Source organism: Dysgonomonas sp. UBA7710 (assembly GCF_002482385.1).
Classification (GTDB): Bacteria; Bacteroidota; Bacteroidia; order Bacteroidales; family Dysgonomonadaceae; genus Dysgonomonas.
The window spans coordinates 1-22,019 of the sequence record NZ_DLFW01000048.1 but is presented as its reverse complement, the minus strand read 5'-3'; the positions used below and the strand labels follow the sequence as shown (position 1 = coordinate 22,019).

At 37.0% G+C, this 22,019-nt stretch carries 19 protein-coding genes and 1 riboswitch; of the genes, 12 read left to right on the top strand and 7 right to left on the bottom strand.

Annotated features, from left to right (window positions below):
* Positions 1 to 23: 23 nt before the first annotated feature.
* On the bottom strand, positions 24 to 977 hold the full coding sequence (locus B3317_RS17150) for a FecR family protein (RefSeq protein ID WP_291114027.1): 954 nt from the start codon (positions 975 to 977) through the stop codon (positions 24 to 26).
* Positions 978 to 1,046: 69 nt separating this feature from the next.
* Positions 1,047 to 1,634: an RNA polymerase sigma-70 factor gene (locus tag B3317_RS17145; RefSeq protein ID WP_291114024.1), complete on the bottom strand. Its 588-nt coding sequence runs from the start codon at positions 1,632 to 1,634 to the stop codon at positions 1,047 to 1,049.
* A 543-nt stretch (positions 1,635 to 2,177) separates the two neighbouring features.
* Positions 2,178 to 2,246, top strand: a riboswitch (Fluoride riboswitch).
* Between the two features lie 169 nt (positions 2,247 to 2,415).
* Here B3317_RS17145 and eno point away from each other — a divergent pair.
* From eno to B3317_RS17085, 12 genes are all read left to right on the top strand, one after another.
* Positions 2,416 to 3,696 carry a phosphopyruvate hydratase gene (gene eno / locus B3317_RS17140; protein ID WP_291114021.1) on the top strand — a complete coding sequence of 427 codons (1,281 nt, stop codon included), beginning with the start codon at positions 2,416 to 2,418 and terminating at the stop codon, positions 3,694 to 3,696.
* Positions 3,697 to 3,787: 91 nt separating this feature from the next.
* Entirely contained in the window at positions 3,788 to 5,038 is a 1,251-nt protein-coding gene (locus B3317_RS17135) for a voltage-gated chloride channel family protein (protein ID WP_291114018.1), read from the top strand.
* 6 nt (positions 5,039 to 5,044) lie between these two features.
* Positions 5,045 to 5,857: a DUF190 domain-containing protein gene (locus B3317_RS17130; protein WP_291114015.1), complete on the top strand. Its 813-nt coding sequence runs from the start codon at positions 5,045 to 5,047 to the stop codon at positions 5,855 to 5,857.
* Between the two features lie 501 nt (positions 5,858 to 6,358).
* The gene (locus B3317_RS17125) at positions 6,359 to 7,612 is read left to right on the top strand and encodes a site-specific integrase (RefSeq protein ID WP_291114012.1); all 1,254 of its coding nucleotides are present in this window, start codon (positions 6,359 to 6,361) and stop codon (positions 7,610 to 7,612) included.
* Positions 7,613 to 7,631: 19 nt separating this feature from the next.
* Positions 7,632 to 8,822, top strand: a complete 1,191-nt coding sequence (locus tag B3317_RS17120) for a PDDEXK nuclease domain-containing protein (protein WP_291114009.1) — start codon at positions 7,632 to 7,634, stop codon at positions 8,820 to 8,822.
* A gap of 387 nt (positions 8,823 to 9,209) precedes the next feature.
* The gene (locus tag B3317_RS17115) at positions 9,210 to 11,003 is read left to right on the top strand and encodes a helix-turn-helix domain-containing protein (protein WP_291114003.1); all 1,794 of its coding nucleotides are present in this window, start codon (positions 9,210 to 9,212) and stop codon (positions 11,001 to 11,003) included.
* A 233-nt stretch (positions 11,004 to 11,236) separates the two neighbouring features.
* A complete protein-coding gene (locus B3317_RS17110; protein ID WP_291114000.1) occupies positions 11,237 to 11,806 on the top strand; it encodes a DUF3575 domain-containing protein in 570 nt (189 codons plus the stop codon).
* A gap of 22 nt (positions 11,807 to 11,828) precedes the next feature.
* Complete coding sequence (locus tag B3317_RS17105; protein ID WP_291113997.1) at positions 11,829 to 12,662, top strand: FimB/Mfa2 family fimbrial subunit; 834 nt, start codon at positions 11,829 to 11,831, stop codon at positions 12,660 to 12,662.
* 44 nt (positions 12,663 to 12,706) lie between these two features.
* Entirely contained in the window at positions 12,707 to 13,552 is an 846-nt protein-coding gene (locus B3317_RS17100) for a fimbrillin family protein (protein WP_291113994.1), read from the top strand.
* Positions 13,553 to 13,599: 47 nt separating this feature from the next.
* Complete coding sequence (locus B3317_RS17095; RefSeq protein ID WP_291113991.1) at positions 13,600 to 14,520, top strand: fimbrillin family protein; 921 nt, start codon at positions 13,600 to 13,602, stop codon at positions 14,518 to 14,520.
* Between the two features lie 22 nt (positions 14,521 to 14,542).
* Positions 14,543 to 16,027, top strand: a complete 1,485-nt coding sequence (locus B3317_RS17090) for a fimbrillin family protein (protein WP_291113988.1) — start codon at positions 14,543 to 14,545, stop codon at positions 16,025 to 16,027.
* 134 nt (positions 16,028 to 16,161) lie between these two features.
* Entirely contained in the window at positions 16,162 to 16,521 is a 360-nt protein-coding gene (locus B3317_RS17085; protein WP_291113985.1) for a DUF4751 family protein, read from the top strand.
* 177 nt (positions 16,522 to 16,698) lie between these two features.
* Here the strand turns inward: B3317_RS17085 and mobV are convergent, their stop codons facing one another.
* From mobV to B3317_RS17060, 5 genes are all read right to left on the bottom strand, one after another.
* On the bottom strand, positions 16,699 to 18,114 hold the full coding sequence (gene mobV / locus B3317_RS17080; protein WP_291113982.1) for a MobV family relaxase: 1,416 nt from the start codon (positions 18,112 to 18,114) through the stop codon (positions 16,699 to 16,701).
* 258 nt (positions 18,115 to 18,372) lie between these two features.
* Positions 18,373 to 19,338 (bottom strand): toprim domain-containing protein, encoded by a 966-nt coding sequence (locus tag B3317_RS17075; protein ID WP_291113980.1) that lies wholly within the window; start codon positions 19,336 to 19,338, stop codon positions 18,373 to 18,375.
* 247 nt (positions 19,339 to 19,585) lie between these two features.
* Complete coding sequence (locus B3317_RS17070; protein ID WP_291113978.1) at positions 19,586 to 20,794, bottom strand: VapE domain-containing protein; 1,209 nt, start codon at positions 20,792 to 20,794, stop codon at positions 19,586 to 19,588.
* A gap of 4 nt (positions 20,795 to 20,798) precedes the next feature.
* Positions 20,799 to 21,083: a hypothetical protein gene (locus B3317_RS17065; RefSeq protein WP_291113976.1), complete on the bottom strand. Its 285-nt coding sequence runs from the start codon at positions 21,081 to 21,083 to the stop codon at positions 20,799 to 20,801.
* 170 nt (positions 21,084 to 21,253) lie between these two features.
* Entirely contained in the window at positions 21,254 to 21,967 is a 714-nt protein-coding gene (locus B3317_RS17060; RefSeq protein ID WP_291113974.1) for a hypothetical protein, read from the bottom strand.
* Positions 21,968 to 22,019 lie beyond the last annotated feature (52 nt).

Sequence of the window (22,019 nt, the reverse complement as noted above, 5' to 3'; positions counted from 1 at the left end):
TTAAGGTTTTGTTGATAAAATCATTATAGAATTGTTATTACTCCCGTCTCCGGATCTCTTTTATAAGTAAAGTCTGATGACAATTGCAATATTTTTAAAGCATGATCGATCCCATCAGAAACGCGAATTTTACCACGATTATAATTAATACTCGGGATTTTTTTACTTCGTATTTCTATTTGAACATTAAAGATTTGTTCAAATTTGGCCATAAGCTCTTCAAATGTTGTATCATGGATGCTTATAATTCCTTCAGGCCAAAGGTATTCATCATGATTCTTAATATTTTCCAGTTGTAAGTATCCGTCTTTAAGGGTTACTTCTTCATTAACTTTCATTATAATGGAACTCTCAGGGCTAAGTTTGTTCGTCAATTTTATTGAACCAGCCATTAGGGCTACAGAAAAACTGTTTGATGATTCATTGGCATTAATATTAAATTTTGTGCCAAGTACCTCAATATTACAAGCATAAGTTTCTACTATAAAAGGATGTTTTTCATCATGTTTTACGTTGAACATTGCTTCACCGGATAATTTTACAAGACGTTGATTTCCTGAAAAAACAGATGGGTATTCCAACTTTGCACCCGAATTAAGCCAAACTTCGGTGCCATCACCTAATTTTATACATATTCGTTGTCCTCCGGGAACTTCTACCATTGTCTTTTGGTTAGACAGATTATCCAATTTATCTGAAATGTAATTATAGCCGATACCTGCTGCAATAATTATTACTATTGAAGCGGCTACAGATATTTTTGTAAGTTTTGTAAATAGCGAAACACGAAGTGAAGTTTTGTCTGAAGTCATGTCTTGTAACTCGGGAGCACATAGGGCCATACCCTCCATTATCAATTGCATCGAATCTAATTCTTTGCGATGTTCGGGTTCTGCTTCCAGCCAATCAACCAAAAGCTTTTCTTCTTCCGGTGTTGTTTCGCACTTTAAAAACTTTATGAGTAATTCTTTTTCCATACTATAATAAAGACACTTAATAGTTGGTTGTTTGCAATTAAAAAGAGATTTTTTTATTTTACAAAGATTTTACAGAAAAAACTGTCTAATACCCAACATTATAAGTAATGGAAGATAATCTCTCAATGATAATCTAAGAATTTGGGTTGCTTTCCGGATTTCAAAATTGACCTGATTAAAAGACAATCCAAATTTTTCTCCGATCTCTTTATAGGTCATATTATCAAAACGATTAGCAAGAAATACCCTGCGTGTTTGTTTAGGCATATTTGCCAATTCCCGTTTTATAATAGCGGCTATTTCATCTGCATAAAGGCCGTTTGGATCGTTTGTCTCAATAGTTGCTATACGTGACGATATTACGCGTAATGCTGTCGAATGAATATCTTCTTGTGCCTTTAAATGTATACTTTGATCCCGCAGCCAATTTAGACAGCGACGTTTTATCGAAATTAATATATATGAAGGTATATTGTGAACTATTTCTGTCTTGTTTCTGTTTTCCCAGAAAGAGATGAAGCAATCCATAACCAAATCTTCTGCAACCATAACATCCCGGACATATGAACGAGCAACTATCACAAATTGTGACTTATACTGTTCAAATAACTTTCCAAATTCAGCAGAGGTTATTTGTGTAAATGAATCCTGAGACATCCTCAATCAAATTTATAGTCTTACTATGATTACTTTAGTTAATCAGAATCAGACTTTTGTGTTTTCTGAATATTTAGATTATATGTTGTATATATAAAGACACATAAATCAACATTATTTGTAATCAAATATAAATTTTATATTTTTTGATAACAAACTTGTAGCTTATCTAAATTTGGATTTGTTTTTGAAAATAGTTATTTTTCTCTAATACCTTCTTCCGTTTTTTCTTCCTGCGATGCAAGTTTTATCTATTTTCATACCGACAGTACCTTATATTTCTCAAATGATTAGCAATAACCTTTTCACCTTCCCACTCTTCTTTTTCGAGATATATGCCGAGATCCGGAGAGGCAATATCTCTATATTTCTCTTTTTCTACATAACGTAATAAACTACAGTTACAAAGTAGTAAAAAATGAAGATTCTATAAGCTAAAAACAATAATAATGAATTAGGCAATATTAAATAGATAATAACTTAAAACATATCTTTTACTAGTGATTAGCAGAATGTAAAAAAGTTTATTTACATTTGTATCATTATTCTAAAGGGAATGGGACTTCCCTGTTATAAACCGCTAATCAAATAGCTGATAGTTCCTACCATTTAATTAATCTTAGTAGATTATGGGTAGGAGTTATATATACAGGCATTCGGTAGCGGATTTTTTATTTCCGCAAGACTCTTCTTAATCACATTTTTAATCACATACAAAATATTTTGTGTGCTGTATCCTTATATCATTTTGGCAATATTATCAATAAATAAAACTTAAGTTATGAAAATTTCAAGAATAGAAGCATTAGAGATTCTCGATTCAAGAGGAAATCCTACCGTAGAAGCCAATATCCTACTGGAAGACGGAACACAGGCAAGGGCAATGGTTCCCAGTGGTGCATCCACAGGAGAAAGAGAAGCAACAGAACTCCGGGACGGAGATAAAAAACGTTATGGAGGTAAAGGAGTACTAAAAGCGGTTGATAATGTAAATTCAATTATCGCTAATGAAATCGTAGGTAAATGTTTCCACAGTCAACGCGAACTTGATTATTTAATGATCGATTTGGATGGGACACCAAACAAGTCGAAACTCGGAGCAAATGCTATTTTAGCCGTTTCGATGGCATATGCAAGGGCAAAAGCATTGAGTAGAAAAACTCCGTTGTACCAATACTTAGGAGGCAGTAATGCCTATATACTGCCTGTACCTTGTATGAATGTAATCAATGGGGGTAAGCATGCTGATAACAATGTAGATTTTCAGGAATTTATGATCGCTCCGCATAATGCTCCTTCATTCCGTGAAGCAATACGCATGGGAGAAGAAGTGTTTCACACATTGAAAGCTGTATTAAATAAAAAAGGGCTGAGTACAGGTGTCGGTGATGAAGGTGGTTTTGCACCGGATTTGAAATCAAACGAAGAAGCAGTAGAGGTTATTCTCGAAGCCATTAGAAAAGCAGGCTATAAGCCCGGAGAAGATGTCAGTATCTGCCTCGACCCCGCTACTAGTGAATTGTGGGAAAACGGAAAGTATAAATTATTCAAGAGTACAGGCAAACTGCTAACCAGTGATGAAATGATAAAAATGTGGGAAAACTGGACGAAACAATATCCTATTGTGTTACTTGAAGACGGCTTGGCTGAAAACGATTGGGAAGGTTGGCAAGCTTTAACCAAAGATTTGGGAAACAAAACAGAGTTAGTTGGAGATGATATTTTTTGCACCAACAAAGCCATTCTTCAAGAAGGTATCGACAAAGGTGTTGCCAATTCTATTCTTATAAAATTAAATCAGATAGGTACAGTAACTGAAACATTGGAAACAATGGAACTGGCAAATAAGAATGGCTACAATACATTCATTTCGCACCGCAGTGGCGAAACGGTAGACACTTTTATCGCAGATCTGACAGTTGGACTTAATGCCGGTCATATAAAAACAGGTAGCGGATGCAGGGGCGAACGTGTTGAGAAGTTCAACCAATTTATGCGGATCGAGCATGAGTTAGGTAAAAACTCTCTATTCGCGGGGAAAAAAACATTTAAAAATAACTAAGTATTTCACTTTGAAAGGTGATTAGAAATAGTCACCTTTCTTTATGTTTTGTAACTATAATATGTACCGGATAAATTCATATAAAAGGTTAATGATTAAAATAGAACAGATTCCACTCCTGTTTTACTTGTTCAAATGGTTAATTATAACATTAATTGCAGGTGCATTGATTGGTTCGGCATCAGCCTTATTACTTATTTCACTCGATTTAGTAACAAATTACAGGGAGTCACATCTATGGATAATTGCATTGTTACCTATAGCGGGTCTGCTTATCGGATTAATGTATCATTACTGGGGTGGTAATGTCGTAAAAGGAAATAATTACCTGATAGAAGAAATACATGCGCCCAAAGATATTATCCCCTTTAAGATGGCACCTCTTATTTATATAGGGACGGTTATCACGCATCTTTTTGGAGGTTCGGCAGGACGGGAAGGAACTGCTGTACAAATGGGAGGAGCAATTGCCGGTCAGTTTTCCCGCATATTCAGATTAAAGCAGCGTGACCATAGAATAATGATTATAGTGGGTATTAGTGCAGGATTTGCTTCGGTATTCGGCACACCACTGGCAGGAGCGGTCTTTGCATTGGAAGTGATTATTGTAGGAAGAATGAGATATGAAGCTATATTACCGAGTTTTCTGGCGGCTATTTTCGCCCATCTGGCATGTCACTTGTGGGGTGTAGCACATACTCATTATAGTATTCCTTTCGTTCCCGAGTTAAGCATTCTGAATATCTTGCTTGCGGTAGCTGTTAGTATTCTGTTTGGTCTTACAGCCATGCTTTTTTCCCGTTCGGTACACCTTTGGACTAAATTGGCGAAAGATAAGATAAAGTATGCACCACTTCGTCCGTTTATAGGTGGAGTGATTATCGCTCTCGTTGTTTGGGGCTTAGGCACAACAAAATATATCGGACTTGGAGTGCCAACTATTGTTGAATCATTTTCTGTACAGCAGGATTGGTATGACTTTTTAGCAAAAATACTTTTTACAACATTTACTATCGGAGTTGGATTTAAGGGAGGGGAAGTTACTCCGTTATTTTTTATTGGAGCCACATTAGGAAGTGCATTATTTGGAATTATTCCTTTGCCAATGGCACTGTTGGCGGGAATGGGATTTGTCGGTGTATTTGCAGGAGCAACTAATACTCCTATTGCATGTACCCTTATGGGAATAGAATTGTTTGGAGCGGAAAGTGCTATCTACATTGGCATTGCCTGTGTTATCTCATATCTGTTTTCAGGACATACCGGAATATACGCTTCTCAGATAGTGGGAAGCCCGAAACATCTTATATACGGAAAATTTAAAGGACAACATATAAAATAAAATACAATGAATAACAATAATATTACCGTTCGAATCTATTTTGAACACGGACAAAAAGTAAAAGGGCTTACTTTCATGCAAAGACTATTTCACAATGGTTTTTCTCATTACATATTAAAAGCAGCTAAAGAAGCCAGAATTAACCAAGCAATCTCCTTCCATGTAACAGCTGGTTACCTTGCACATCACTCGAAAATACAGACAGAACATCCAGAGATATTATCTCTTAAGCATCCTCAATGTATCGAATTGTCAGGAGAAAAAGAGACGATTAACTCATTTTTAGATAAATATAAAGAGCAGTTTGAGAATAGTGAAATCAGCATCATTGAAGATCAAATCAGTTTAAATCTTCCAAACTTTGAGGAAAAAGTAACAGAAAACTATAAAAAGGTTTTGATAGCTGTTGATGGTAGTGAAAACTCTTTGAATGTGGTAAAAAAAGGTGTCGAATTGGCAAAACAACTTAATGCCGAAATAGCTCTCATATTTGTTGTTGACAAAACGAAGGCTGTTGGTAATCCTGATGCAGGGATAATGCCAAATGAAGCACTTATAGCATTGAAGAAAGAAGCTTTAGATACATTAGATCAATTTATTAAAATATATGGATCGGATTATAACATCTTAAAATTTATGCCTGAAGGTAACCCCAAAGATGATGTACTACAAACTGCTGAAGATTGGTGTGCAGACTTAATTGTTGTAGGTATACATGGGAAAAGTGGCTTTGCGTTGTTTGCTATGGGCAGTATTGCTCAACATATTATTTTACATTCAAAAGTTCCTGTATTAATTACTACACCACGAAAGAAATAAAGAAAACAATTCAAATCAAGCATAGAATTAAACATCTGTCTATCAATATTTAGCATTTTTTTTTGTGATTATATACCAGCTTACTGTTTAAAACTTGTTAAAGTTCTTTTTATCTTATTCTGCAAATGTAAAAAGGAGACTTTATACCTCTTGGTTAAGAGATGTCAAAACTTATTATTTCCTATATATCTGTTATTTTACAATATCACAAGTCATGCCTTTTTTGTCTTTCGGTTGTCTTTCTGCCTAAACAGATAAAAAAGAAAAAAGCCCTTCATATTCAGTGAATATGAAGGGCTTGTCTTACTTCTGTCGCCCTTTATCTTAAGGCTTCTGCGGTATGGACGGGACTCTTATTTATTTTTAATATTTTTCTATATTTTACAATAATTACTATATATCAATACTTTATATTTTTATAATTTCCCATTTTGTTTGCATTGTTCAATAGTTTTTGTAGATTTGCACGACAAATGCACGACACTTTTAAATATAAAAAGTATGGCAAATTATGTTCCTTATATACTAGCGAAACGTATTTCTCAAGATGGGACTACTCCTTTGTATGTATGCTATAACTATTCTCGTTCTCGAAGAACTCTTATCGCAACAGGTTACGACATAAAGCCTGAGCATTGGGATAATAAGAAAAAATGGATAAAGCGAGCTTGTCCGCAATTTGAAGAGATTGATCTTGTACTTACCAAAATAACATCTAAACTTGGCGAAATACTCAGTTATGCAGTGGACAATACTATTGACCCTACTGTGGACTATATTCTGCTCGAATTGGAAAAGAATAGAGAGTATGAGCAACGTTCGAATAGAGTAGATATGTTTAAAACATTGGAGCTGTATATTGAAGAAAAAGCTCCCCATGTTTCTAAAGATCAAGTAAAAGACTATAAGACATTGCGAAAGCACCTCACTAATTTCAAAGAATATTCATCTCAGCCTGTCACATTCAGAAATTTGAATCTTAAATTCTATAATGAATTTATGGATTATCTTTTCTACAAAGCTGTCAAACCTGATGGAACAGTTGGTTTAGTTACTAATTCGGCAGGAAAAGTTGTACGACTGCTAAAAGGATTTGTCAACTATCAAATTACGAAAGGAGTGATTCCTAATATTGATTTGAAATCATTCAAGGTTGTAGAGGAAGAGACGGATGCAATTTATCTCAATGAAAAAGAATTAGAGGCTATTTATAGGCTTGACTTATCTGAGGATAAGGAATTGGAAGAAATAAGAGACATCTTCATAGTGGGCTGTTATACAGGCCTTCGATATAGTGATTTATCTACACTAAACTCGGAGCACATTGATCATATCAATGGGAATATTAATATTAAGCAACGTAAAGTACACAAAGCCGTTGTTATTCCAATGATTGACTATGTGCCTGATATTCTTAAGAAGTATGATTATAATTTACCGAAAGTCCATAGTTATAAATTTAATGAACGAGTAAAAGAGTTAGGACAGAGAATAAAACTTATCCACAAAGTAGAAGTCGTGAGAAAGAGAGGAAACAATAGGGTTGCCGAGGTAAACAAGAAATGGGAAATGATCTCGTCACATACCTGTAGGCGTTCCTTTTGTACCAATATGTATCTATCGGGCTTTCCTGCCGAGGAACTAATGAAAATATCGGGACACAAAAGTCCAGCTGCATTTATGCGATATATTAAAGTCGATAACTTTCAGGCTGCTGATAGATTGAAAGCATTGAGAAATAACTTGAAGAAGTGATTTTCTAATTCTGCATCTAATGGTTGCAGAATTAAACTTCAGTTTTTGTTATATTTTATTATTTTTACAGATACAAATAACTAATCCCAATATGGAACTCAATAAACGACAGTCGAGCTTTGACCAACTTATAGATAGTATTTCTCAAGCACATTATCAATTTCAAGATAATGCTCAAAAGAGTGTCAATCTAAATCTGACCCTTCGCAATTGGCTTGTTGGATATTATATCGTTGAGTATGAACAGAAGGGAGAAGATAAAGCAAAATATGGAGATAATTTGATAGGTGAAATAGCCTCTCAATTGAAACAAAAAGAGGTAAAAGGATTTTCTGTCAGTGCTCTGAAAAATCATAGAACTTTTTATCAGAGGTATCCGCAAATAAGACAATCAGTGATTGGCTTATTGCAAAGCATAGATAATCAGCTGAATATACAAGGTTTAGAAAAAAGCCAATCACTGATTAGCCAATTCGATGAGGAAATGATATTACCTGTTGAGTTGATATTATCGAAACTCACATACACACATTTTATAGAGTTGTTTAAAATTGAAGATCCTTTGGAACGTTTATTTTATGAAGTAGAAACGATCAAGAACAATTGGAGCGTTAGAGATCTGAAAAGAGCCACAAATACGTCTTTAGCTTTCCGAACATCTATATCTACGAATAAAGAGGCACTTATAGCCAAAGTGAAGAGTTTAAAGCCTACCACTAATTCCGAAATACTTAGAGATCCCTATATTCTTGAATTTTTGGGTTTAGAAGATAATTCTGCCCACTCAGAACTAGACTTGGAGCAAGCTATACTAACTCATTTACAAAAATTTCTGGTAGAACTTGGGACTGGGTTCTGTTTCGAAGCTCGCCAAAAACGAATTACATTTGACAATACTCATTACCGGATAGACTTAGTGTTTTACCATCGAATTTTAAAAAGTCACGTTTTAGTAGATTTGAAGATCGGAGAATTTACTCATGCCGATGCAGGGCAAATGACTCTTTATCTGAATTATTTCAAAGCAGAAGAGATGACAGAAGGCGATAATCCCCCAATCGGAATTATTTTATGTGCTGATAAAAATGACACATTGGTAAAATACACTACTGTCAATATGGAAGATCAGCTCTTTGTTTCAAAATATCTTCTAAAATTACCAGATAAGAAAGTTTTAGAAAATATTGTCAAAGCAGAGTTGGAGAAATAAAAGAATGGAATTTCTCCGGCTGATGGTTGGAGAATTATAAAGTATAGATTATATGACAGTTTTTTTAAGAGTACATCATTGTGGAATACGCTCTTAAAGATTCTATTCAACCAATTGGTGTGGCAACCTATAGACTTACATCTGAATTGCCTGATTCTTATCAGAAAATCCTTCCAGATGGGAAAAGATTGCGAGAAAGATAGATTTGTTGAAAGAATAGTGATTTAATTCGGGCTTCAATGACCGCCGAATTCAGAATATTCAATAAGCCAATCAACGATTAGCTTATTGAAGAATAAAAAATCAAATTCTTTTTACTCCAGTATTGCATCCAATATTTCCTGAAAAATATTATTTTTGTTAGGGAACGCTGATAAACAATCTCTTGTGAAAACAAAAAAACGTGTACTATTATTGGGAAATCATCAGAAACAAGTATTGCTGCTATTTATTCTTCTCTTGCAGCAATCAGGAATATTTGTCATATCTCAAACAAAAATAACTTATCCTGAGTTGGAGCTGTATCGCCGAACACTTGCTTCAGAACAGGTCTCTGCCTATCAAAAAGCATTGAAGGATTATGACAATGTATCACATATCGAAAAAACATATTCAGATAGTAAAGAACTGAACCATCATTACAAAAAAATTACTAATCTGCCCAGCACAACATACGATCAAACAAACCTAAAAATTAACGAATACTATTCCCTGTCGCTGCAAGCCGCAAGGAAACGATATATTAACTTGGAGCTTGAATTACTCCTCCAAGCATTCAATACGGCCTTTTGGTCGCAGCCCCCCAGTTATACAAAAGCCTTTGAAATGGCTATACTACTCGAAAAGAAGCTATCCGTTGTTTCAGAGAAAGAATATCCCGATAAAAGAGCCGCTTATTTTAAATTAGGAGAAGCCTATTATCTATTCAATGACTTTAATAAAAGCATCGAATTACTTAAACATGCTATCACAGAAAAGCCTTCACGCTCTTTTACCGACTGTGCCAATCTGGATGCACGTAAAATTATTGGTATCTGTTATGCCAATATAAGCCAGATGGATACTTCCGACTATTACTTCCAGTCTACACTGAAGAGTAAAGATATTGTGCTTAACCGCCCTGTATATAATGCTATTGCCTTGTCACATTTGGCATGTAATGCGATGCTGAAAGGAGAATACGAAAAATCTCTGGCATTGGATCTGGAAGTACTACCGTTTTTGAAAAGAGGGGATGATTACGGACATCTTGCCGGAATGTATGCCTGTCAATGTTTTTCCTATTTCGGAATGGAAGAATCATCCCAAATAGCCATGTTAGCAGACAGTGTTCTTTACTATGCACACAAAGATACTTATAATAAAAATAAACGTCTAAAGCAGGCGTACACCATTTTGGCAAAATACAGTGCCAAGCAAGGAGATATAGATAAGGCACAGGAATATAATGATTCTCTAATAAGTATTTATAAGGAAGAAGATAAAGTTTGTAGCTCTCAGTATATCGTTCAGGCAAAGCAAAACATTGCAGAAAACGAAATAGAAACAAGAAAAGCGGAAGCTGAAACACAACGTAAAGCCATACTGATTATATCCATCGTATTTATACTATCAGTTGCCGCCCTATCCGTTATCGTAGTACTTTATCGCCGTACACAATCAGCCTACAGGACGTTAGTTCGGAAAAATCAGGAATGGGCAAACTCAATAGAAGGAATTGAGGGTACATTTATTCTTAATCAGGTTGACTGCAAAAATAATGATAAGAATAAACTAACTCCCGTTGGTATAGATAATCCCTCGGACAATGTATCTAAAGAAGACCTTGCTGTCATGTCACGTATATTCTCTTTTGTCGTCGGCCAAAAGCTATATACTTCACCCGGCTTTAACCTTGAGATCTTATCAGAACATGTAGGTATCAACCGTAAATACCTATCCAAAGCAATCAATAGTACCACAGGTAAAAATTTCAACACCTATATCAATGAATACCGGGTGAAAGAGGCTATCCGCCTTTTATCAGATCCTGGAAATAAATTTTTGTCTGTCGATGATATCGGTATACGGGTAGGCTTTAGCAACCGCAGTTCTTTCTATGAATCATTCCGAAAAATGACAGGTATTTCTCCTTCCCAATTCAAAAAAACGAAAAAAAACATGTCAGGATTTGAGGATTAATATCCATTGTATTTATTTGTTAATAAATATTTTACAATAAAATATGTCAAGAATCAGGCAAAAGCAAGTCTCACAACTCTTTTGCCTGATTTATTTTTAGAATTTTCGCTTAACTTTACTCTGTGTTTTAACACATCATCTCACAATTTTCATTCTGATACTAAATAAATTCAGGCTATTTCCATTGCCCTAAGATATAATATAACATCTATATAAACAAAATAAAGAACAAGATGAAATCTTATACCCTCTTTATTCTACTGTTTGCTTTATCCTTGTATTCCTACGGACAAAGCAACGCGGAATCATTATCTACTTACTCGCCAAAAGGCAGTATCAGTTTACGAACCAATGTAATCCCCTGGTTAATGCTTACCCCGAATGTGGGTATAGAATATAAAAACTCCGACCACGTAAGCCTGATTATTGATGGTGGCTGGGCACACTGGAGCCTGGATACCCAAAACAAATACTGGCGGATGTGGAATCTGGCTCCACAGGCACGCTATTATATAGGAGAATCCAAATACAATTACATTGGAGCCCAATATACAATGGGCGAGTACAACCTGACAGGCAACCAAGGCAAGTATATGGGTGGAGGACTTACCCTCGGTCATCAATTCTATGCAGGCAAAAATCTGATGGTCGACTTAGGATTTTCTTTAGGCTACCTGCATCTCTATGACAAGGAAAAATACCAACGGATTGGAGGTGTAGACTACCGTGACGGAAAGAAAACCGCTAACGGCTACTGGGGGCCAACAGGTATCTCCATGACCTTTGTCTGGAAAATAAATTGATAACGGAAAAATAAATCAAGATATGAAAATCAATATAAACAAGCTACTCCTATTCACTGCTAACTGTTTACTGTTAAGTGTAATATCCTGTACCAGAGTAGACCTCGAAGATCCGTTGAAAGGAAAAATGACACTTGTTACTGACTGGAGTAAACGTACCTCGGGTATAGAGCAACCTGCAAGTTACATGGTAATAATCAACAATCAAACCTTGAACTATACACAAGCCACGAACATATTACCAGAGCTTGAGGCAGGTAATTATCCCATTTATATCTATAACAGCCCTGATAGAATAAGCATCACAGGGACAACCGCAGCAGTAACAATGACAGGTAATTTGGTTGATCCCCTTCCCGGATGGCTATTTACAGCCACTACAGAGGCTAGGTATGCAGACTTCAAAGAAGAGACAATTACCGTGCAAATGCGACAGCAAGTAAGACAGTTGACTATTGAATTAACTGTAACAGAAGGCGATCCCAAACGTATTGCGTCCACTTCCGCAACATTAACGGGTATTGCCAACAGCCTTGATTATGAGATTAATATGCATAGCGGTACAAATCTATCTATCGCGCCTTCTTTTACCCGCGATGGCAATAAGCTCACGGCCACAGTTCGTCTGTTAGGTATGGCGAATGAAACTAAGAAACTCATATTGGATATCACCTTTACCGATGGCGAGACTCAACACATAGAATCGGATGTGAGTGCCCAATTGGTTAATTTCAATCAGAACAAACATGTTCCTCTAACTATTTCAGGCAATCTGAATACACCCGAAGAAAGTGGATTTGCAGCCACCATTACAGGGTGGAAGGTGACAGGTAGCAGCAGCGGAGTAGCTTGGTAATCATCAAAAAAGTAAAAGAGAACTAATAAAAAAAGCTAAAATATATGAAAGCAATACGATTATTAACGTTACTGGGCAGCCTCGTGTGGATGGCTTCATGTAGCAATGATAATGATGAATTATTTCCGAACCCACAAGGCGGCGAACAGATAACATTTGCAATGAATTTTGCCGGAGAGGAAGACAACGCGCCTAAAACAAAGGTTGCTACTACATATAACTTCATCAGTACGTGGCAGAATGGCGATAAAATAGGAGTATACATCGTAAAAGGTAATGGAGGATTACTGGCATCGGGTAACTATGCCGATAATGTGCAATTTACTTACAACAATGGAGCATGGATTACCATCACTCCGCAGTATTACCCAAACGATGGTGATAATTTGAGTTTTTATGCCTATTATCCCTACGATGCCGGTATGACCAACCCGAATGCTTACATTTTCAATGTACCGATAGATCAAGCGTCTAATGATGGTGAGTATTATAAGAAAAATGATTTTTTGTGGGCTAAACTGGAGAATGTTTCTAAAAATGACAATGTTCTAGTTTTACTATTTTCACATGCTTTGGCTATGATAGAATTAGCTATAGCTGATAATGTTAACACCCCACCAACAGTCAATCTATTGGAGGCAGTAACCGATTGCACTATAAATTTGGCTAATCAAAGTATAATACCCGGAAGCACAAAGAATACGATCCAAATGTGGCGAAGATATACTAGTGGTTATTATACCTTTTTTCGCTGGGCATTAGTGCCTCCTCAAACAATGGATATTCGCTTTGTGTGGAAGAAAAACGACATACCTTACACAGTCACTCCCGCAACAAATGTGGCCCTTACAAGCGGAAATATAAAGAAATACAGTACAACTCAACCATAAAATAGGAATAATAAATAATATATAAAATAATTTAAACAAAACAGATTATGAAAACAAAATTTCTGTCAGCATTAGCAATTACAGTAATTTTACTTGTATCATGTAGTAACGAAGACAACACACCCGAAACAAACGACGGACATGTAAAATTTTCGTCAGGTGTATCTGCTAACCAGACCAAAGTAGGCGGAAGCGATGGCAATCAGTGGGAAGGCAACGAGGCAATCGGTATCTATATGGTAGAAACCGGAGACGTGCTTATAGCCGAAGATGCCGAAAATATTAAGTACACTACAACATCCACAGGTGCGGCAGCAACTTTCACATCCACTACCCCTATTTACTATCCGGTGGATGCTACGCAGAAAGTAGACTTTATTGCCTATCACCCCTACAGTGGTTCGGTAAGCAGTTATGTATATCCCATAAATGTAGCCAACCAAAGCAATCAGTCGGCTATCGACCTGATGAGGGCAACGGCCAACAATAGCGGATCGGGATACGACAAAACACAAGGAGTGAGCTATGTAAATCTAGCATTCGATCACAAGTTGACTAAGGTGATAATCAATACAACTCCCGACACCGATAACGGGCTTACACAAACCGATCTAGCTAACATGACTGTAACCATCAATGGGTTGAATACAAAAGCTAATTATAACATAACCACAGATTTATTGAGTACACCAAATACCGTTGCAGACATATTGACAAAAAACACTACTGGCGGAAAGCTGTACGAAGCGATTGTAGTGCCCCAGTCTTTTACCGCAGGTGTGGTAACTGTTGAGTTCGCTCTGAACAATGCCAAAAGCGAAGTATTTGTTTATGAAGTCCCTGCCACAACTTTTGCCAAAGCTGAAAAACACACCTTCAATGTTACGGTGCAACGCACAGGCGTAGCTGTTCGTGGTACTATCAATGGATGGGATCAGGTAGGAGCTGTTTCGGGTACTGCCAAGTAAAATAGTCAGAAACTGAACAGTTATGAAGCAAATAATCAGATTATATACTCTTCTTGTTGCATCCTGCCTCCTAACGGGATGCAACAGCGATGAGGATGTAGGAGGCAAAGCTGCTCCTGTTGCCGTGCAGTTCGGTTCAGGCATTGTCCAAACCAAAACCACAAATGATGGCAATCAATGGACGCTGAATGATCCCATAGGCATTTTTATGCTAAAGAATGGGCAACCCCTTAATAGTAGCTATATAACAGAGGATGCTGATAATGTCGAATATAAGGCGCAGACAGGCGGCAACGTTATAAGCGGATTTACTCCTGTGAGTGGCACGCCTATTTTCTATCCACAGAATGGAGACAAAGTGGACTTTATCGCCTACTACCCGTATAAATCCTCATTAACGAATTATATTTATCCTGTCGATGTAAGCAATCAGACTAGTCCTGCCAATATCGATGTATTATATGCTAATACGGCAAATACCGCCAGTGGTGGTTACAATAAAAATAGTGGTACAGTAGATTTGGGATTCAACCATGCATTAAGCAAGCTCAGTTTTATGCTGATTTCGAGTACAGGTTCCCCAAATCTGACAGGAGCTAAAATAGAAATTACCAATCTTGCTACTACTGCCAGTGTAAGTTTGGCAAATGGATCGGTAACGGAAACCAACAGCGGGCAGACATTAATAGCCAACACCGCCACAGATGGGTTGAGCAGTTCAGCTATTGTTATACCGCAAACCTTATCGGGAAATAAATTGGTTGTAACTCTAACCGACAATGCAAGCAAATTTGAATGGAATTTTCCTGCGAATACAGAACTTCAGATAGGTAAAAACCATCAATATAATATTACAGTAGGCAAGACCGGTATAACTGTTAGCTCCAGTGGTATTACAAGTTGGATAGGAACAGGTAATCCTGCAACACAGGGTACAATACAAAAGGGGTATAAGGTAGGCGACTACTATCCAGATCCTACTGCCATATACCAAAACGGAGTACTTATCAGCGGAATGCCGGCTGTAGGTGTTGTATTCTGGCTAAGTAATCAAGGAGCTGGCAATCATCCGTATGATAAGGTTAGTGTACATGGGAAAATTGTCGGATTGTATGAACGGGCAGAGGTTGCACTGGATGAAACATGGGCTACAAATTATGGAACTACTTATAATGCGGGCACAGGTTGGTATACACCCCTGAGTGTAGATATGGATTACCTTTATTGTGCTTATAATGGGATGAATTACGAGACATGGGGAGAAGACTACCCAAGTAACAGAAATAGAAACGATTCCGCCCAAACTTGGTTCAATACTAAAATAACAGATGCAGGTGGAGATAATATTACAGGTTCATTGTATTATGGATCACCTAAAAGTGATGAATGGGGAAATCCTACCCCGGGAGGAGGATTTGTATATTATATATACTTTAGTTCAGGATCTAAATTTTTCTTACTGTGGAGTGGTAACAATGCAAAAATGAGAGTGATAAATGATTTTTAAAGAATAAATAAAGGTGGTATCCGAAAAGCCGGAAATAGAGTAGGAAAAACAAAATAGAGCTGTTTCTAAAGAAAGGAGGAAAAAGAAATAGGATAAAAGACAAATGAATGTAAAACAATTTAAAAAAAATGATTATGAAAAGTACATGGTTTGTATTTACTTCTCTAGAAAATCCAAAAGAGATTAAAACAGCTTCGAATTATCTTGACTATCTGACATGGGATAAAACCCGTTGGACAGCTGAGTTTAAAGATGGTAAATTTTATCATTATCCCGAAGGGAAAAAAGACAAAGGGCATACTGATAATATTTTAAACTACATTTCAGACGCAGGTGAAAAATGGCAACTGAAGTTTGACGGAACAACTTTTGTGCATTCTCCCGAAGGTGATGAATCTAAATCTCATACTGATGACCATATATGCTATATTGGTTGGGATGGTCGTAAATGGAAAGGTGAACTTTTGATACTGATAAATCATTTGCACGACTAAACATTTTGATCCATAATTATTGGGATACTTGAAAAATTTCAGCTTACTCAATAGTATTGGAAAACACGAAGAGCCATACCTTATCGGGAATGACTCTTTGTTACATATATGATCACTTGAAAGTTGGATAAAATAGGTGTTTGAGCTATTTCAATTTATATTGATTTCTTCTAGGATTTACCGTCTCTGTCCCTGATTTTTTTTAGGTTCATTCGGTTTTATCCCCAAAGCTTCCAACGATTCCTTATATTTCTTCCTGCACCAGTTTGTATCATCCACTCCGTCAATAGTCAGTTCATATTTGTCTGGCTTTTCTGAATGTTGCTTGATCTCCGCAACAGACCTTTCCGTTTTGAAATATCGTTTGTATTCAGGAGAATATACATCCCCTTTGAATACAACAGGTTTTATTTCTAATATATTCTTGATAAGACTCTCTGTAAACTTCATAGTCTGTAACAACTTTTCAATCCATAGCAACTCTTTGATCTTTGGAAATAAGTCATAGATTTTCTTTAGCTCCTGTTTTAGTTTATCATATGCAGTCTCATGTTCCTTTTGCTTGGTCTGCATATCCTGTTTCAGAGTCTTCACTTCTTGAATTAGATTTTCCTTTTCTTCTTTCAGATACTCTATCTCCTGCTGTTGCCGTTTCACTTTGGAAGAACCTATCATAGAGCTAATCCCATCCATAATAGTAGAACCTACATCGGCCGCCGTATTTTTGAGTTTCTCGGTTTTCAATTCGCCCTTAGTTTTACTAAGTACCTGTTCTGTTTGTAGCAATTCGGCTTCTTTCTGTTGCTTCTGCTTCTCGGCTTGTTCGAAATCTTGCTTTGCCTCTTGTTCCTGTTGTTTGAGTTGCTCAATGTTCTTGCGTCTGGATTCTTCCTGCATCAGCAATAAGCCTATATTTACCTGTAAGTTATTGGACTCTTCTTTTTGATTGCGATAAAACTCCGATGTGCTGATATGCCGGGCTTCCGATCCTTTGATACCTCGATCCAATCCATATTGAGCCATAGCTTCCGCATAACTATCCTGATAGTGGATCAGCTTTTCTTTGGTCATTACATCATCAGCACAGAGTCGAGGCCTATTTATGTTTTTCTTCTTATACTGCTTTTTGGGAGCTTCCGGTTCTTTATTGGATTTTTTCTTTCTCCGTTCTCCCTGAACAATCGGAACTACCGAAGCGTGTATATGCGGAGCATCTTCATCCAGATGCAAAGTTGCCGCTACAACATTTTTCTCTCCGTATTCTTTTTTTAGCCAATCCATACTATCCCGACACCATTCATCGAGTTTGCCTTCCGCTTGTATTCTCAGCATGTCTTCAGTACTGCCGGAGAGTATAAGTCGAATAACCTGTACCTGGTTTTTTCCGACCTTACGGCTTAGCCCTGCATTTTCCAGTCGGTGTTGTATCGCTTCCGTTCTATTGGTTACTCCTTCGGGAAATTCAATCAATTCTTTATTCAAATGTGTCCGTTTCGGATCGACATTCGGAGCTATTACTTTCCGTTCTATATGGTCTGTCATCGCCGCTTCGTTTCGTGGTGATTTATCTAAATGAAGAACAACATATCCCATAGCTATTTTTAATTAAAAAGTTCGTAATTTTGATAATTGGAAACCATGCCTGCCGCCTATCCCTTGTCGGTGGACTATGATTCATCATTCCAAATAGTCGCTTAAAGCGACTGCGGTCATCAGACCGCTCAGGGGGATTCAAAAGGGGGAACACCCTTTGCCTATTGGGATTTTTTAGTGGTAGTGAAACGAGAGCGTAAAGAAAAATCCCTAATAGGCTATGGCTTTTTCAAAAGCCCCTTGGGTACGCATGAAAGTTTAGGGTCTGAAACCTTTGAAGGGTTTCCGTTCGACTTCCGTTTTAGGCTTCTCTTTTTGCTGTATCTGCCTGATCGAAATAAGATACTCGTTCAGGTCTTTATAGCCTGCATACTTTGCTGACTGATCAATTACAGCCGGATGAGTTTGTTTAATGGTTAGAGTAGCTTTCTTTCCCGGACTATCATTATCGAGATAAGTATGGACTTCTTTGTATTCTTTTAGCTTGTCGATAGCTTTGGGAAGGTTGGATAGTGAATTAAGTACTATAGCATCCTCTTGGGGAGAATGAATATTCCTTAATGTCAGGTAGGAGAGGAAATCGGTAAAACCTTCAAAGACTAAACACGATTCTTTTGTGTTATTGGTATTGTTTGCTCCGTTATATGTTGCTACATCCATAGAAGTACAACCCTTAAATGGCTCGCTCCGTAATATCCAACCCTCATTATCATTTGGAAAACCGATAGCAAAGAAAGATTTTCCGTTCACGGAATAATGAATTTCAGAGCAATATTGCTTGGCGATATCAAGACTTATCTTTCTTTCCGATATATAATCGATCAGGGCTTGGTGTGTGATCGGAAGCACCTTTTGTATTGTTATAGCAGGGGTATTCTTCTTTGAATTATTGCCGTGAAAAGAAAAAGACTCTGATTGCTGTTGTGCTGTTGTAGTGTTGTGCAGATTTACTGATGTACTGTTGTATCGATTTAGTTCTTGCATTGCTTCGTTCAATGAACAATTATTGATTCGCATAACCAAATCGATCATTGTTCCCCCGTCATTGCTTCCGAAATCGATCCATAGATTTTTATTATAATCGACTTTCAGGCTTGCATTATTGTCCTCTCTGAATGGAGAACGGTACATGCCATAATAACCATGATCTTTAACCGGATGGATACCTCTATTAGCCAGATAGACTTTGATACTTATTTTATTTGCTTCGTTATATGTTGTCATAATCTTGTTTTTAATTTTGTAAAACTTTTTCTTACTACATACTACAAATGACTTAAGTGTTTTATTTTTAGGTTGTAATATGTAGTATCTATATCGAATTGTAGTAACTAAATACCTTACAACTGTAGTAAGGTAGTAACAGGAGAGTAAGATGATATTTTTGCACCTACTACATCTAATCTTTTTTCTTTCATGGGATTATCTGTTATGTAGTAAGGTAGTAAGCAAAAAGAATGCATCATCTTTATTACAGTTCTTGATCGACAAAGGGATTCGGCTTAATCTTCTTTATCCGGTAACCATATACAGGAGAGGGATTGCGGTTAATCCGTTTCTGAGTCCGTGTAAATCCAGCCTTCCGGATGGCTTCGCCCATCCGTTTCTCTGACAGGGGCAAAGAGCTAAATATCTTTAGATAGTTCAGTACCTGAGCCGTTGTCATAAACGAATCGTCCGTATCATCGGGCTTTTCAAAACCCTGCATCAGCATTTCATATTCTACTGTTTGCACATGAAAACCCGAACTTAACCTGTGTAATTCTTCTATTTCCTTGTTATCAAACCAATAGCGGACACTTTGTTTGTATAAATACATGATTTCAGAGAAAACATGATCCATATTGATGGATAAAGCCTTGTCGATATCAATACGGATAACCTCGAATGGAAGAAAGCGTCTGCTGCCTGTAGGATCAGTCAGAAAATCGTTGCCGTTCACCGATGCCATAAAGCTCGCCAGATGAGAGTATTCTTCAATATAGGTATCGTATGGCCTGCGGTACTTGACAGCCGGAGTCGTTATCAGGTTTTTGAGTTCGTTCTCATCATGTTTGTTTAAAGCTCGCAGCTGGTCATCAATATTGATAAACAGGTATTCGGCGATCAGGGTCAATACATCTTTTCCCTGTGGATCTATCTTCCCTGTGAACAGATAGCTTTTTAACGGATCTGGGCAAAGATGGTCGAGCCATGTTGTTTTAAACTTACCTTGTTCGCCAGTCAGCACTAAACAAGTGTGATTCTGACAACCGACATCACTCATCGCATTAGCTACAACCCCGATCAGCCACTTTAAAATGTATTCTTTCCACTTATCAGGATTGGAGACTTCAACGGTTTGCAAGAGCTGATCAGTATATCCAAAGTCCAACGGATTCAGCAAAGGCAATCGAGAAAGATATTCCCGGATGGGATGTACTTTTTCCGCAAAGTTGCTTTCGAGAATAGCCCGGATATTATCCGCAGAAGTGGTAATGCCAATGCGGACATCAATTTCCCGGCGGAGGGAATTCAGGAAGTATTTGGTTACAGGCCTGAATTCCCCTTGTGCATGGATGTCCCGGTACTCTGTCCGGCTCTTTACGGTATTGAACCGAAAGTTGTACAGTGTCCGCAGTTCCTCTTCAATCCGTTCATTTTTCGACCTACGGGCAGAGGCTGATGCTTTTTCTTTCATGGCATCAAGAATCTTCTGCGGTTCTGAGTCGGTTTAAGATAAAGTTTAAGATTTCTTCTTTGTTGTAAAATACAAGTTTTTCGCCGAATCGGTATTCTTTATAATAACCAAGTCTGGCATATTTACGGACGGTGGGAGCAGAGGCCTTGAGAAGTTTAACAGCCTCTTTCATTTTGATTAGATTGTTCATCGCCTTGTCAACCGGCGATACTTGTTCTTGAGGAATACTATTCTCAATAGCTTCCTCATTTTCTGATTTTAACCAGAATTTCTTGAATGTCTTTCTCATTTTACTAATAATTTTAGAAATTTCGAAAGACAAATATATATAACAATTTATCTGAATATAAGCAATTTATATCACTGGGACAAGTTGGGACAACAACTCACGAAATGGGGCAAGTCCGTTTGTTACGCTGAGAATAAATAAAGATAACTGAATAGAAATAAAGGAGAGTCTCAGACTTTGAGCGATAGAGTTTTCATGTCTTTTTCAATAATCGATACCGCTTTTGCAAGTCTAATTTCAGAATAAAATTCCCGAATCGTATCTAAATGCTTTAGAAGTGTTTTACTATCGACATTACTACGGTTTAAGGAGGGAGTCGCGTGTAGCTTTGTATCGGACGGAGCAATTTTTTCTCCGATAAGTATTTGCCATGCTTGCAATCGCTCTTCGGGTGTATAGGCGGAAATAAGTTCCGAAGCCAATAAATAGCCGAAAATACGATCGCCTAATTGCTTCCTGCCTTTTATAGAATAGCATTTTAGAATTTTATCTTTTACTACCTGTATCATATCTTCTTTTGTCAAGCTACCAGCTTGTGTAAAAGATGACATGCCATACAACATAGATTTTATAGCTTCATCCGAAATATCATCCTGTATGAATAGCTTCTCTACTTCTTCACGTTTGGTCCTTATTATTTCAGCTATATGTTTTTGTTCTCTACCTGTTCCAAAAAGCAAATTAAAGAACGGTATTACGCTGGAAACTTTTAGCATAAGGTTACTCTCTTCAGATATTTTCGCACAATCATCTAAAAAGACATTTACATCAGGAGCTTTACCTTTCGCTTGTTGTATCTTAAAGCTGGCATAATAGAATTTAAGGATGGAAACATCTGATGTTCCCAAGAAGTTATCGTTGTATATTTTTCGATACTTATCCATACTTCACTAAATTTCTCTACAAAATTACGAAGATTTTTTATTTTTACGATAC

What these genes read in the sequence shown, in the direction of transcription:
- B3317_RS17150 (WP_291114027.1), bottom strand. Translation starts at nt 977, where the DNA reads ATGGAAAAAGAATTACTCATAAAGTTTTTAAAGTGCGAAACAACACCG.
- B3317_RS17145 (WP_291114024.1), bottom strand. Translation starts at nt 1,634, where the DNA reads ATGTCTCAGGATTCATTTACACAAATAACCTCTGCTGAATTTGGAAAG.
- eno (WP_291114021.1), top strand. Translation starts at nt 2,416, where the DNA reads ATGAAAATTTCAAGAATAGAAGCATTAGAGATTCTCGATTCAAGAGGA.
- B3317_RS17135 (WP_291114018.1), top strand. Translation starts at nt 3,788, where the DNA reads ATGATTAAAATAGAACAGATTCCACTCCTGTTTTACTTGTTCAAATGG.
- B3317_RS17130 (WP_291114015.1), top strand. Translation starts at nt 5,045, where the DNA reads ATGAATAACAATAATATTACCGTTCGAATCTATTTTGAACACGGACAA.
- B3317_RS17125 (WP_291114012.1), top strand. Translation starts at nt 6,359, where the DNA reads ATGGCAAATTATGTTCCTTATATACTAGCGAAACGTATTTCTCAAGAT.
- B3317_RS17120 (WP_291114009.1), top strand. Translation starts at nt 7,632, where the DNA reads ATGGTTGCAGAATTAAACTTCAGTTTTTGTTATATTTTATTATTTTTA.
- B3317_RS17110 (WP_291114000.1), top strand. Translation starts at nt 11,237, where the DNA reads ATGAAATCTTATACCCTCTTTATTCTACTGTTTGCTTTATCCTTGTAT.
- B3317_RS17105 (WP_291113997.1), top strand. Translation starts at nt 11,829, where the DNA reads ATGAAAATCAATATAAACAAGCTACTCCTATTCACTGCTAACTGTTTA.
- B3317_RS17100 (WP_291113994.1), top strand. Translation starts at nt 12,707, where the DNA reads ATGAAAGCAATACGATTATTAACGTTACTGGGCAGCCTCGTGTGGATG.
- B3317_RS17095 (WP_291113991.1), top strand. Translation starts at nt 13,600, where the DNA reads ATGAAAACAAAATTTCTGTCAGCATTAGCAATTACAGTAATTTTACTT.
- B3317_RS17090 (WP_291113988.1), top strand. Translation starts at nt 14,543, where the DNA reads ATGAAGCAAATAATCAGATTATATACTCTTCTTGTTGCATCCTGCCTC.
- B3317_RS17085 (WP_291113985.1), top strand. Translation starts at nt 16,162, where the DNA reads ATGAAAAGTACATGGTTTGTATTTACTTCTCTAGAAAATCCAAAAGAG.
- mobV (WP_291113982.1), bottom strand. Translation starts at nt 18,114, where the DNA reads ATGGGATATGTTGTTCTTCATTTAGATAAATCACCACGAAACGAAGCG.
- B3317_RS17075 (WP_291113980.1), bottom strand. Translation starts at nt 19,338, where the DNA reads ATGACAACATATAACGAAGCAAATAAAATAAGTATCAAAGTCTATCTG.
- B3317_RS17070 (WP_291113978.1), bottom strand. Translation starts at nt 20,794, where the DNA reads ATGAAAGAAAAAGCATCAGCCTCTGCCCGTAGGTCGAAAAATGAACGG.
- B3317_RS17065 (WP_291113976.1), bottom strand. Translation starts at nt 21,083, where the DNA reads ATGAGAAAGACATTCAAGAAATTCTGGTTAAAATCAGAAAATGAGGAA.
- B3317_RS17060 (WP_291113974.1), bottom strand. Translation starts at nt 21,967, where the DNA reads ATGGATAAGTATCGAAAAATATACAACGATAACTTCTTGGGAACATCA.